The sequence below is a fragment of the Pedobacter frigiditerrae genome, assembly GCF_032678705.1.
GTDB classification, from domain to species: Bacteria; Bacteroidota; Bacteroidia; order Sphingobacteriales; family Sphingobacteriaceae; genus Pedobacter; species Pedobacter frigiditerrae_A.
Window position 1 is genome coordinate 1118888 of sequence record NZ_JAVTSS010000001.1, and the last position, 13164, is coordinate 1132051.

Below are 13164 nucleotides of genomic sequence, written 5' to 3' on the forward strand. Positions count from 1 at the left end.
AGGGGCAGGGTTTACCTGCCCGAGTGTTTAGAATTTCATTTTTTTGAAAAGAAAAAACCTCATGGAAAGTTGAGCTTTCCTGAGGTAAGAATTTTGAATTATAGAGGCTGGGTTTACTTCTGCCAAATTTATTTTGTATAATGTTTTAAGGGCAACCGCAAGGGATTGCCCCTACAAATTATCTTCATCCGTGGTCTGTGGCACACAGAACACTCGTGCAAGAATTTGAAAGGATAACAATCTACAACATTCGCTGCGCTACTTTTTCCCAGTTCACAATATCCCACCATGCATTAATGTAATCTGCTCTTTTATTTTGATATTTAAGGTAATAAGCGTGTTCCCAAACATCTAAGGCAAGTAGGGGTGTTCCTCTAAAAAGCACGTTATCCATTAACGGATTATCTTGATTAGGAGTAGAACCTATCTTTAATTTTCCATCTTCAACAGTTAGCCAAGCCCATCCAGAACCAAATTGGCCCAAAGCAGCTTTACCAAATTCATCTTTTAAATTAGCTAGAGAACCGAACGATTTATCTATGGCTGCTTTTAATTTTCCAGTTGGTTTTGTTGCTGGTCCTGGATGCATACATTCCCAAAAGAAGTTATGATTCCACACGCCACCAGCGTTATTTCTAGCTTTAGCTGATAATTTTGAAGCATAGGAGAAAAACTCCAACTCATTTTTATAAGTCAAATTTTCAGCCTTGATGGCATCATTCACATTTTTAACATACGTAGCGTGATGTTTGGTATAATGAATTTCCATTGTCATCGCATCTATTGCAGGCTCTAAAGCATTATAGGCATAGGGCAAAGGAATTTGTGAAAATGCAAATGCTCCAGCATTCTCTTTATCAAGCGCAAAAACATCCAGTGATGAACCAACCAAACTTGCAAAAGTAACTGCACCTGCTGCTTTGATTGATAAGTCTATAAATTTTCTTCTTTTTATGGGTTCCATAATTTTAGGGATTAACTAGACAGAGATTAAAGGACAAAAAAAAACACCCTTAATTTGTTAATAAACAATAAAAAGGGTGTTTTGGTTTAATATTTATTAGCTGATTATTTCAAGAAATCAATCGCTATTTTGTTTTTAGAAAGATATTCGTTTTCCTTAGCAAGGTCAAAAGCTGTTTCTTTAAACTCTGTAGTAGCATCTTTTTTTGCTCCAAGAGAAATCAAATATTTCATTACGCTATCATCCTTTGCGGTCATTGCAGCTTTGTGTAACGCAGTAATTCCTTCTTTATTTTTTGCGTTTACATCAGCCTTAAAGCTTTCTATGCGTTTAAGTAAAGTAAAGTCTTCTTTAGCTAACACAAGGTGATATAAAGTATTGCCGTTTTTCTGGGCTTTAGCAAAGTCAACACCTTTATCTTGCAATAACTTAAGTTTAGCTTCAAAAAGTTCAGTTCCTCTTTGTGGATTGTAACCTTGAATTAAGTAAGCAACTAAATTATCGCCAGCAGCATCAACTACATTAATATCAGCACCTTTTGAAAGTAAAAGTGAGACTGCATCTGCTGTATTGCCACGAACAGCCATTGTAAGTGCAGTTTCTCCTTTAACATTAGCTTGATTGATGTTTTTAACTAACGTACTTAAGTAAGTAAGTAATTGTAAGTCTGTATTAGATGCAGCAGCATTAATAATTGGCGTATTACCGTCTTTATCTGCTTTATTGATATCTACACCTTTAGAAATGAAATATTTAATGATTTCTTCTTGTTTTGGTTTTCTAGCAATACTGTGCAATACGTTTTCACCATTTGGCCCGATTACAGCAGGGTTAATTTTTAAGCTTTCTAAGTATTGGAATAACTCTAATGTGTTTGCTGTTGCACCTCTACCACCTTGTGTAGCCATTAACATGGCATTATCATTAAACTTAACACCTTTTGAAACTAGTGTTTTCAATAATTCAATGTTTCCTGCTCTTGCGGCATAATTAAATGCAGTATTGCCTTTAGCATCAACACTGTTTAAGCTTAAGCCTTTAGCAACAAAATAATCAACCAACGTAAAATCTTTTGCAGATGGGATAGTTAACAATAATGCATTTGCACCTTGACTGCTTAAATCCTTCTTTAAGTCAGCGCCATTAGCAATTAATAAGTCGTAAACTTTTGTATTTTGTTGTCCGCCAGATGCGGCAAAATTAAGTGGAGTTGAGCCATTACTATCTTTAATAGTCAGTTTCGCACCTTTACTTAATAGATATTCCATCAATTCTACATTTCCTCTGCTTGCACTCCAAAAAATATAAGTTCTACCATCATGAGTTAATTTATTTACATCGTTACCTGGTTGAGTAAGTAAAAACTTGATTGATTCATTAGTCGCTCCAGCGTTAATTGCCATCACAACAGCATCAAAGCTATTTGAATTAAGTTCTGATGGGCTATTACCTTTTGCTATTTCTGCCTTAACTTGGTCAACAGTAGGATTAGTTCTCCAAAATGCTTGGTCAAGAAATACATTTTTTTGAGCCATAACAGTAACGGAAACAAGTGTTAAAATGGCAACAAGTGAAGTTTTAATTTTTAAATAGGTCATAATTTATAAGAATGTAGGGGCTATGTTTAATTTGTTCGGTAAAATTAACAAGAATCAGTCTAAATAAAAATTAAATTTGATGACTATTTTTGTAGTAGCTGTAAACGTAAGAGTAGGTGAAGATAAAATTCTTCATTTTTTAATAGCTGGAGGGCTTTATTCCTGCAAATAGTTACAAAGTTTTTCTGCAAAACAATTCTTATTTAGACTAATTCTTATTAGATTTGTGGCAGAATTAGATAGTTAAGCAATAGCAGAGAAATCAATACTAATGAAAACATTCATAATAACATTTTTAATGTTTGGCTCCATTTGTGTATTTGGACAGAAGAATGTTTTCCATAACCCTATATTTTGGGAAGGTAAACCAAGTATTGAACAGCTTAAGATGGAGATTGCTAAAGGAAGCAGCGCAACTGAAGCTGGTCCTTATGGAGCTGATGCTGTAGTTTATGCCATTAATGCAAATGCTACAATGGAAACAATTCAATTTATGTTAAGTCAAAAAGGAAATGACATTAACAAAATTGTTTCTAATGGACGTACTTATTTGTACTCTGCAGCAAGCAATGCGAATATCGAGCTAATGGAATATTTGATTAGTAAGGGAGCTAAAACCAATTTAAAAGATAATTTTGGTTACACTGTTTTATCTTATTCAGCAGCTATCGGGCAGACTAATACAAAAGTATATGATGTTTGTATTAGAGTGGGTGCTGATGTAGTAAATGAAAAAGTTAGTGGTGCTAACGCTTTATTGTTACTAGCTCCTCGTGATAAGGATTTTTCATTAATTAGTTATTTCATCAATAAAGGTATTGATGTTAAAAGTACTGATTCACTTGGTAAAACTGCTTTTGATTATGCCGTAAAAGGAGGTCATATAGAAGTTTTAAAAGCGCTAATTGCCAAAGGAGTTAAATTTGATAAAGATGCTATTCTTGCTGCAAGCATTGGTACTTACGGAAGTGATGGTGCTAGTCTGGAACTTTACAAATATTTAATTAGCCTAAACTTAAGTCCTAATGTAATAGCTGCCTCAGGTGAAAATGTATTGCATTATCTGATTAGAAAGCCAAACCAGTTGGATGTTGTCAATTACTTTATAGAAAAAGGGGTTGATGTAAATAAAACCAATAACGATGGCATGACGCCATTAATGTATGCAACAAGTACAAATAATGATATAGCAACCATAACAAGGTTGATTGGTTTATCTGCAAATATTAATCAAACGGATAAAAAAGGTACAACGGCATTGGCTTACGCTGTGCGTAGAAACACGTCAGAAATAGTTAAATTATTGATAGATAAAGGTGCTGATATTACAACCGTTGATGCAGAAGGATATAATTTAGCTTATTACCTCATCCCAACCTTTGCTCAAAATCCAAAAGCTTTTGATGTTAAATTAAAACTATTAGAAGACAAGGGGTTTGATATTGCAGCGACTCAAAAAAATGGCAGTTCTCTTTATCATTTAATACTGGTTAAAAATGGATTAGCCTTATTAAAACGTGTTGAGAGATACAAAGTGAATGTTAATGCCAAAAATAAAGAAGGCTTAACCGCATTGCATAAAGCCGCAATGGTGGCGGAGGATGACACAGTGCTAAAATATCTTATTTCAATTGGAGCTAAAAAAGAATTAACCACTGCATTTAATGAAACTGCATATAATCTTGCTAAAGAAAATGAATTTTTAACTAAACAGCATATATCCATAGATTTTTTAAAATAATATAATGAATAACTTCACTAGAACACTTTTGGCAATCGCCCTTATTTTCACAATTCCTTTTACTTCATTAGCTCAAAAACCAGGCGTTACTAAATATAAATGTATGGTTCAGATGACAAATTACGTTGGTGAAGATGCTTATGTTGTTGTGTCATTAATTAATCCTAAAGGATTGTATGAGAAAACTTTATATGTAATGGGACCTGATAAAAAATGGTATACTCATATTAAAGAATGGAATAAATTTAACTCAAAAAAACCAGCAAATATTAGTGCTATTACTGGTGCTTCTGTAGCTGGAGGCGATCGTAGTGTGACTACTTTCGAAATAGAAGATTCTAAATTAAATGCGGGTTATAAATTGCGTTTTGAAACAGCAGTTGAAGACAAACAATACTATGCAAAAGATATTGAAGTTCCTTTAACTACAGAAGGTGTTTCAACCAAAACAGAAGGCACAAATTATATCCGTTACGTAAGGTTTAGCCAAAACTAAGATACATCTATCTATATGACCATTTCAGTATGGAGATATAGCCATTTAGTATTGGCTATATCTTCTTTTCTACTTATAGCGCTTGCATCCATTACGGGTATTATACTGGCATTTGAGCCTGTTTCCCTTAAAACCCTTCCTTACAAAGTCGATAATTTTAATCAAATTACACTTGCAGAAACACTGCCTGTACTTAAAAAAAACTTCGAGGAAATTACTGATTTAACGGTAGACCATAATCAGTTTGTAATTGTAAAAGGAATTAATGCCAAAGGTGATGATGTAACTGTCTACGTAGACCCTAAAACTGGAAAAACACTTGGAGTTCCAGAGAAACAAAGTGAGTTTTTTCAATGGGTAACATCATTTCATAGGTCGTTGTTTTTGAATGAATTAGGTAGGTTTTTTATTGGCTTAACTGCATTTTTATTGCTGCTTATTACAGTTTCAGGCATTGCTTTAATTATTCAAAGGCAACGCGGAATTAAACGTTTTTTTACCAAAATAGTAAAAGAGAATTTCTTTCAATACTACCACGTTACACTAGGGCGTATATTACTAATCCCCATTTTAATTATTACCATTAGCGGAACTTATTTATCTCTAGTACGTTTTAAAATAATCCCAGAACATAAGGTTTCTTCAAAAGTAGATTTTGATTCTATTAAATCCGACCCCGAAAAGAAATTGTCAGATTTTGCTATTTTTAAGAATATTCCATTAGCAGAAGTAAACAATATCGAGTTTCCATTTTCTGAAGATGTTGAAGATTATTATACTTTAAAATTAAAAGATAGAGAGATAACTGTTAACCAGCTAACTGGTGATGTATTAACTGAAGCATTATATCCAACTACTGTTTTACTAACCGAGTTAAGCTTAGATTTACATACTGGTCGCACCAATATGATTTGGGCAATAGTATTGGCTATTGCATCTTGTAACATTTTATTTTTCATTTACTCTGGCTTTGCCATCACTTTAAAACGTAGGTCGGGAGTTACCAAAAACAAATACAAAAAAGAAGATTGTAATTACATTATACTAGTAGGTTCAGAGAATGGAAGTACTTTCCATTTTGCGAAAGCAGTATATCAGCAATTAATTAAAGCAGGACAAAAATGCTTTATAACAGAGTTGAATAATTATACAGTTTATCCAAAAGCAGAACATTTAATTGTATTTACAGCAACTTATGGTTTGGGTGATGCACCAACAAACGCTAGTAAGTTTATGGAATTGTTAAAGAAACAACCTCAGCCTAACAAAGTTGACTTTTCTGTTGTTGGCTTTGGTTCTAAATCATATCCAGATTTCTGTAAATATGCTTACGAAGTAAATAATAGTCTTTCATTGCAAGAATGGGCGACTTCATCAATGGAAATTCATACTGTTAATGATAGGTCGCCAGAAGAATTTGGACAATGGGCAGCACTTTGGTCGCAAAAAACGGAAATTCCACTTACAATTTCGCCAAAGCTATTTGCTGGTAAAACTAAACATTTGCATAAGCTGGTAGTGATAGAAAAGACTACAGTTAAGCACGAGGAAGGCTCATTTTTAATTCATCTCGAACCTAAACGCAATCTTCGATTTACGTCTGGAGATTTACTGGCCATTTATCCTGCAAAAGACCATAGAGAAAGACAATATTCCATCGGTAAGGTTAATAAAAATATACAATTGAGTGTTAAGCTACACAAAGGTGGTCTAGGCTCAAATTTTCTTTACAAGTTGAAAAAAGGCCAAACCATCCAAGCAGCATTAGACTTAAACCCTCATTTTCATTTTCCTAAAAAGGCATCAACAGTAATCATGATTGCTAATGGAACAGGAATAGCTCCTTTTTTAGGGATGATTGATGAGAACAGTAAAAAGGTAAGTACTCATTTATATTGTGGTTTCCGAAGTTCTTCTTCATTTGAACTTTATAAAGCTGCTATCCATAAAAACCAAGAAGAAAAGAAATTAAGCTCATTAAACTTGTCTTATTCTAGAGAAGGAAATAGACAATATGTGAGCGATTTGGTACTTAGAGATAAAGAATTAATAGCTAATGCAATGCAAAAAGATGGTGTTGTTATGATTTGTGGTTCATTGGCTATGCAAAAAGATATCATCGAAATATTAGATGGGATATTTAAGGAGATCAACAATCAAGAAGTGAGCTATTACCAATCGCACAATAGAATTTTAATGGACTGTTATTAATCTAAACTTGCCGTCATTGCGAGAGCATTCTCCGATTTTTCATCGGTAATGCTCGTGGCAATCTCATCCTTAAATTTCTAATACATTTTTTGGGCGTTTTAACACGCTTTCCGCTATATCTTCGATGAAGAATCGAAGGATGCCGCTTCAATCGTTAACGCATTCACTTGCTGCATTTTAAACTTCGGACTTTCGGACCTCTGACTTTTCTGACTCTCTTACCTAACCAAATACTTATCAATATTAAAATTAGGGGAACAGAAATAATTTCCATTATCCGTAACCAAAATGCAGCTCATTTTTGGATAACGTTTAATGAGTTGTAGTCCAGCCGTTTTGCCCAATACCATTATAGAGGTACTCAAGCCATTTGCCGCTTCTGCACTTGGTCCAAAAACTGTCACACTAGATAAACCAGTAGCTGGATAACCTGTTTTTGGATTAATGATGTGAGCATAACGTTTGCCATTAAACATTACAAATTTTTCGTAGCTACCAGAAGTAACAACAGCACCGTGTTCTAAAGGCACAACTGCAAAAAGCTCTCCTGGACTTTTGGGATTAGTAATGCCAATGTTCCAAGCACTTCCATCAGGCTGTTTGCCCCAAGTATTCATATCGCCAGAGCCATTTACAATTCCTGCATTAATACCTCTTTCCAACATCATTTTGCGGCATTTATCAGCAGCATATCCTTCTCCCAGTGCACCAAAACCAATCTTCATTCCTTTTAATTTTAAGAAAATAGTACTGTTTTTTTTATCAAGGATGATGTTTTTATAGCCGACTTTCTCTACAGATTTTTTAATCGCCTCTGGAGTTGGCATCTTTTTCATCGAGCCATCAAACTTCCAAATTCTATCCATCGCAGCAAAGCTGATGTCAAATGCACCATTCGTAATGACAGATAATTTAATCGCTCTTTCTGCCAGTTCAAAAACTTCTTTATCAACTTTGATAGGTTTAATTCCGGCATTCTGATTTACTTGAGATACTTGTGTGTAAGGTCTCCAATCAGAAATCAAATCTTCAATTCTTGTTACTTCCTTAATAACCGTATCAATATTAGCTTCAGCAGTTGCTGAATCTTTAGCTACAATCGTAATATCAAAACGACTACCCATTAATGTTACTGCCCTAGTTCGCAAAACTTGTGCATTAATTGTAATGCTGAAGAATAGGAGAGAGATTAGGATCAGCTTTTTCATTCGATTGATTAGAGGTGCAAAAATACCATTTATTTAGAATAAGCAATGCCAATCACTACTTAATGAAATTTGACAAATAAGTTTATAAATAAACGTATTATTGACGTTTATTTTATATTTTTGAATAAGCCAAATCATAAATCGTAAATGAAAATAAGAATACTGCAATCTAAATGCATTATCATCTTTGCAATGCTGACAATGTTTTTGGGCAATGTAAGCGCTCAAAAGAAACGTAAAGCTGTTACCGAAAAAGAAATGGCTGCATACCTAATGGTGTATTTTAAAGATGATACACACGGGTTGTATATGGCTTTAAGTAAAGATGGATATAGTTTTACTGATGTAAATAATGCAAAACCAATTATTGCTGGCGATACCATTGCAGAGCAAAAAGGAATCCGTGACCCTTATATTTATCGTTGTCCAGATGGAATGTTTTATTTAGCATTAACAGATTTACATATTTATGGTCAAAAAGCTGGCTATCGCACAACTGAATGGGAGCGAGATGGTAAGCAATACGGCTGGGGAAATAATAGGGGTATAGTTTTAATGAAGTCGCCTGATTTGATAAACTGGTCGCACAAAGTTCTGCGAGTAGACCAATCATTTCCAGAACTCGCCAATATTGGTTGCGCTTGGGCACCAGAAATGATTTACGATGAAGTTAAAAAGAAAACAATGATTTACTTTTCTATGCGCTTTGGTGTAGGTAAGGAAAAAGTTTACTATAGCTATCTGAGTGATGATTTTACTAAACTAGAAACAGTTCCTAAACCTATTTTCGAATACCCAAATGGTGTAGCTTATATCGACGCAGACATTACCAAGGTGGGTAATAAATACCATATGCTTTATGCTTCTCATGATGGCACATCTGGCGTAAAACAAGCTGTTTCCGACTCAGTTAATACAGGTTATGTTTATGACCCAAAATGGTACGACCCAGAGAAAGTTGGTTGCGAAGCACCTACAGTTTATAAGCATATTGGCCAAAATAAATGGGTAATGATTTATGATATTTATCGCATTAACCCACATAATTTTGGTTTTAGTGAAACCACAGATTTCATCAACTTTACAAATCTTGGTCGCTTTAATGAAGGCGTAATGAAATCTACAAACTTCTCTGTCCCAAAACACCCAGCAGTTATTCAAGTTACCCGTAAAGAGGCACAGGCACTTGCCAAAAAATGGGGATTAAATATGAAATTTTAAAGGCTATTCATTTTATGTTAAAAAAAGCATTCATCATTGTTGCGTTATACTCAATTGCATCAACAACACAAGCACAAACTAAATCATCATTTAAAGATTGGGCAAAAACTCCTCCAATGGGATGGAATAGCTGGGATTGTTATGGATCAACAGTAACAGAAGCTGAAGTAAAAACAAATGCCGATTATATGGCTACCAACTTAAAAAAGCTAGGTTGGCAGTATGTTGTGGTAGATATTCGTTGGTTTGTAGAAAACGATAAAGCAGGCGGCTATAACCAAACTGACCCTAGATATGTTATGGATGAGTACGGTAGGTATCTTCCTTATGTTGGCCGTTTTCCATCTGCTGCTGGCGGCAAAGGCTTTAAAGCATTGGCTGATTACATCCATAGCAAAGGCCTGAAATTTGGCATCCATATCATGCGTGGAATACCTGTTGAGGCCGTAAAAAGAAAATTACCGATTAAAGGAGCAAAAGGAATTACTGCAGACCAAGTCTATTCAACAGCGTTGCAATGTCAATGGTTAAGGGATAATTATACCGTTTTAGCAGATAAACCAGGCGCACAAGAATATTATGATTCTATTTTAGAGTTATACGCCTCGTGGGGAGTTGATTTTATTAAGGTTGATGATTTATCTCGCCCTTACCATCAAGGTGAAATAGAATTAATTCGTAAAGCGATTGACAAAACTGGACGACCAATTGTATTGAGTACTTCTCCTGGAGAAACACCAATAAAAAATGCCGACCATGTTAAAGAACATGCGAACATGTGGCGTATGGTTGATGATGTTTGGGACATTTGGAAAGATTTAGTTCACTTGATGAATGTTTCTAAAGGTTGGTACGCTTATTCGGCACCAGGTACTTGGCCAGATTGCGATATGATTCCCTTAGGAAGAATTGCAATTAGAGGTGAACGTGGTAAAGATAGAATGACTCGTTTAACAAAAGACGAGCAAGTTTCTTTAATGACGTTTTTTACCATTTTTCGATCTCCACTAATGTTTGGTGGCGATTTACCATCAAATGATGCTTTTACGTTATCGCTGCTTAATAACAAGGATATTCTTAAAATGCATAAAGAAGGAACGGATGTTAAACAGCTTTTTATGGAAAATGGAAAGGTGGCAATAACTTCTCGTAACAGTAAAACCGGAGAACGCTACCTAGCCTTATTTAATATTAGCGATAAAGAAACAACAACTGTTACTGTAAATTTAAAGGAATTTGGATTCGATAGTAAATATAGAGTTAAAGAGTTATGGACTGGGAATTACATAAGAGGTATAGAAGCTAATTTTTCTCAGCAGTTAGCACCACATAGCAGTAAGGTTTATAGTATCAGTAAATAATTACTGAAATGCTTTGAGTGCTTTGGTTGGTTTTCCATCATCTCCCCAAGCACTCAAATTGTATTTGCTCCAAATGTTAGCGCCTTGCGGTTCCCAATAAAGTACGCCTAAACCTTTTCCATTTGGTACGGCTTTTACTTTTTGTTGCACCGCAACTAACATATCAAAAGTGTTTTCAGGTTTAGTTGCTTCTCCACCAACTTCTACTATCATCACTTCTTTGCCGTATCTAGTAACCAAATCATTTAAGTTTTTCCCTAAATCATCAATAGATAAAGTATAATCTGGACTGCCTTTTAACCAATAAGGATAATAGGAGAGGCCAATCACATCATATTTTGCATTGTGTTTTTTAGCGTTATCAAACCAATACCTAAATCTTCCATTATCATTGCCCTGGTCCACATGTAAAATTACCTTTGATTTTGGGCTTACGGCTTTAATAGCATCATAACCTTTGTTAATTAATGCAGCTAGTTGAGGCCAGTTGTCAGTGCTTCCTTCAGGGTAAATCATCCCACTAGGAATTTCATTCCCAACCTGCACCCATTCAGGATAAATTCCTTTGCTTTTCAAGGTATTCATCACGTCAAAAGTGTAATTATATACATCATTTTGCAAGGTTTTGAAATCGTGACCTTCCCAAGCTTTTGGTTTATGCTGTTTCCCAGGGTCAGCCCAAGTATCGCTATAATGAAAGTTAATCATGATACGCATTCCCCATCTTTTTGCTCTTAAAGCCATTGCTACCGTTTCTTCCTTACTGCAATGTCCACTAGTTTTGCTATTTGAGGGATTTACCCAAGTCCTTAACCTAATGGTATTAAAGCCATGATCTTTTAAAATCTTAAAGCAATCTTGTGAAACACCATTCGAGTCATAAAATTTAAATCCTGTTGCTTCCATTTGGGGTAACCAGCTGATATCGCCTCCTTTGGCAAAGTCCGATTTAAATTTTTGGCAACTTGCATTTGAAGCACAAGCAATGATTAGAAATGAAAAAGTTAAAATGATTAAAGAATGTTTTGCCTTCATCTGCATTTAATATGGAGGGAAATTACCTATAAATCATGGTTTTTTTTAATCATATATTTAGAAAGATGAATTATCTTTATGCTAAACTAAAATCTTTTCAATGAACCAATTCCTATTAAAATGCATCTTTTTTATAGCAGTAATTACATTAACAACAATTTCTTGTTTTGCACAAGTTTCAAAAGCCGAAGCAGAAATACAAGAAGCGATGAAAAAATACAATACCATTGGGCTTTCTGTTGCTGTAGTTAAAAAAGGAGTATTGATTTACACGCATTCATTTGGATTAAAAAATACTGAAAGTAACACACCACTTAGCGACAACGATATTTTCAGAATAGCATCTATTTCCAAATCATTTTCTGCTACTGCTATTATGCAATTGGTAGAAAAAGGAAAAATAAAATTAAGTGATGATTTTAGTGATTTGGTAGGTTTTAAAGTGAGAAACCCAAAATTTCCAGAAACCATAATTACATTAAAAATGGTGTTGTCACATACATCAAGTATTAATGATAGCGAAGGTTATTTTAATTTGGATGTAATTAATCCTGCTAAAAATACAAACTGGGCAAAGTGTTATAATGCTTATGAACCTGGGAAAGGATACCAGTATTGTAACCTAAACTTCAATATGGTGGGCACTATCATTGAAAAAATATCTGGTGAACGATTTGACCAATATATTAAACATCATATTCTAGATCCCTTAGGTTTGTATGGCGGTTATTGTGTTGATTCTTTAGACAAATCTCGTTTTACTACTCTTTATGAATATAATGATAAAAATAAGCAATTTCAATCATCGCCTATGGCTTATAACCCAAGGTCAGAAGAGGTAAAGAATTATATCATGGGTTACAATACCCCAATTTTTTCGCCAACTGGCGGAATGAAAATATCAGCTACAGATTTAGCAAAATACATGACCATGCACATGAACCATGGGAAATATAATGGAATTAGAATTATTTCTAAAAGGAGTTCGAAATTGATGCAAACTAAACTATCTGATGAAGAAAATTATGGTTTAGCCATTAGAACTTCAGATAATTTAATTGATGGTAAAACAATGACTGGCCATACTGGTTCTGCCTATGGTTTATACAGTGCCATGTTCTTTAACCCTAAGGAAAAATTTGGGATAGTTGTAATTACAAATGGGTGTAACCCAACTTATACAAAAACTTTTGTGGATATAATTAGATCAAGTTTTAATAGCCTTTATAACAATTTAATTAGATAGAAATCTTCGTTATACTTTAAGTTAAACAATAGTTATCTTTAACCCTAAACTAAAATAACCCTAAAGTTGTTTTTATAATCTAG

Annotated in this window: 10 protein-coding genes; 6 read left to right on the forward strand and 4 right to left on the reverse strand. The window is 34.3% G+C overall.

Going from position 1 to position 13164, the window contains the following annotated elements:
• Nucleotides 1-241 precede the first annotated feature (241 nt).
• Both R2Q59_RS04350 and R2Q59_RS04355 read right to left on the reverse strand, forming a co-directional pair.
• A complete protein-coding gene (locus tag R2Q59_RS04350; protein WP_316783952.1) occupies nucleotides 242-964 on the reverse strand; it encodes a superoxide dismutase in 723 nt (240 codons plus the stop codon).
• Between the two features lie 104 nt (nucleotides 965-1068).
• The gene (locus tag R2Q59_RS04355; RefSeq protein ID WP_316783954.1) at nucleotides 1069-2562 is read right to left on the reverse strand and encodes an ankyrin repeat domain-containing protein; all 1494 of its coding nucleotides are present in this window, start codon (nucleotides 2560-2562) and stop codon (nucleotides 1069-1071) included.
• Nucleotides 2563-2833: 271 nt separating this feature from the next.
• Between R2Q59_RS04355 and R2Q59_RS04360 the strand changes: the two genes are divergently transcribed.
• The 3 genes from R2Q59_RS04360 to R2Q59_RS04370 are packed head-to-tail and all read left to right on the forward strand — an operon-like array spanning nucleotide 2834 to nucleotide 7010.
• Nucleotides 2834-4303, forward strand: coding sequence for an ankyrin repeat domain-containing protein (locus R2Q59_RS04360; protein WP_316783956.1), 1470 nt, complete (start codon nucleotides 2834-2836; stop codon nucleotides 4301-4303).
• A 4-nt stretch (nucleotides 4304-4307) separates the two neighbouring features.
• Nucleotides 4308-4799 (forward strand): DUF2271 domain-containing protein, encoded by a 492-nt coding sequence (locus tag R2Q59_RS04365; RefSeq protein WP_316766123.1) that lies wholly within the window; start codon nucleotides 4308-4310, stop codon nucleotides 4797-4799.
• 15 nt (nucleotides 4800-4814) lie between these two features.
• A complete protein-coding gene (locus tag R2Q59_RS04370) occupies nucleotides 4815-7010 on the forward strand; it encodes a PepSY domain-containing protein (protein WP_316783958.1) in 2196 nt (731 codons plus the stop codon).
• A gap of 218 nt (nucleotides 7011-7228) precedes the next feature.
• Here the strand turns inward: R2Q59_RS04370 and R2Q59_RS04375 are convergent, their stop codons facing one another.
• Nucleotides 7229-8218 (reverse strand): FAD:protein FMN transferase, encoded by a 990-nt coding sequence (locus R2Q59_RS04375; RefSeq protein ID WP_316783960.1) that lies wholly within the window; start codon nucleotides 8216-8218, stop codon nucleotides 7229-7231.
• Between the two features lie 147 nt (nucleotides 8219-8365).
• Between R2Q59_RS04375 and R2Q59_RS04380 the strand changes: the two genes are divergently transcribed.
• Together R2Q59_RS04380 and R2Q59_RS04385 are read left to right on the forward strand one after the other, a co-directional pair.
• A complete protein-coding gene (locus R2Q59_RS04380; RefSeq protein ID WP_316783962.1) occupies nucleotides 8366-9439 on the forward strand; it encodes a glycoside hydrolase family 43 protein in 1074 nt (357 codons plus the stop codon).
• The gene (locus tag R2Q59_RS04385) at nucleotides 9415-10800 is read left to right on the forward strand and encodes a glycoside hydrolase family 27 protein (protein ID WP_316783964.1); all 1386 of its coding nucleotides are present in this window, start codon (nucleotides 9415-9417) and stop codon (nucleotides 10798-10800) included. The genes R2Q59_RS04380 and R2Q59_RS04385 overlap by 25 nt, the downstream gene beginning before the upstream one ends.
• Here the strand turns inward: R2Q59_RS04385 and R2Q59_RS04390 are convergent, their stop codons facing one another.
• Entirely contained in the window at nucleotides 10801-11835 is a 1035-nt protein-coding gene (locus R2Q59_RS04390) for an arabinogalactan endo-beta-1,4-galactanase (RefSeq protein WP_316783966.1), read from the reverse strand.
• Between the two features lie 100 nt (nucleotides 11836-11935).
• Between R2Q59_RS04390 and R2Q59_RS04395 the strand changes: the two genes are divergently transcribed.
• Nucleotides 11936-13081 (forward strand): serine hydrolase domain-containing protein, encoded by a 1146-nt coding sequence (locus tag R2Q59_RS04395; protein WP_316766135.1) that lies wholly within the window; start codon nucleotides 11936-11938, stop codon nucleotides 13079-13081.
• The last annotated feature ends 83 nt before the right edge of the window (nucleotides 13082-13164 follow it).

Excerpts from the sequence above, each read along its gene's own strand:
- R2Q59_RS04380 (WP_316783962.1), top strand. The coding sequence starts at position 8,366 with ATGAAAATAAGAATACTGCAATCTAAATGCATTATCATCTTTGCAATG.
- R2Q59_RS04375 (WP_316783960.1), bottom strand. The coding sequence starts at position 8,218 with ATGAAAAAGCTGATCCTAATCTCTCTCCTATTCTTCAGCATTACAATT.
- R2Q59_RS04395 (WP_316766135.1), top strand. The coding sequence starts at position 11,936 with ATGAACCAATTCCTATTAAAATGCATCTTTTTTATAGCAGTAATTACA.
- R2Q59_RS04360 (WP_316783956.1), top strand. The coding sequence starts at position 2,834 with ATGAAAACATTCATAATAACATTTTTAATGTTTGGCTCCATTTGTGTA.
- R2Q59_RS04355 (WP_316783954.1), bottom strand. The coding sequence starts at position 2,562 with ATGACCTATTTAAAAATTAAAACTTCACTTGTTGCCATTTTAACACTT.
- R2Q59_RS04385 (WP_316783964.1), top strand. The coding sequence starts at position 9,415 with ATGGGGATTAAATATGAAATTTTAAAGGCTATTCATTTTATGTTAAAA.
- R2Q59_RS04350 (WP_316783952.1), bottom strand. The coding sequence starts at position 964 with ATGGAACCCATAAAAAGAAGAAAATTTATAGACTTATCAATCAAAGCA.
- R2Q59_RS04370 (WP_316783958.1), top strand. The coding sequence starts at position 4,815 with ATGACCATTTCAGTATGGAGATATAGCCATTTAGTATTGGCTATATCT.
- R2Q59_RS04390 (WP_316783966.1), bottom strand. The coding sequence starts at position 11,835 with ATGAAGGCAAAACATTCTTTAATCATTTTAACTTTTTCATTTCTAATC.
- R2Q59_RS04365 (WP_316766123.1), top strand. The coding sequence starts at position 4,308 with ATGAATAACTTCACTAGAACACTTTTGGCAATCGCCCTTATTTTCACA.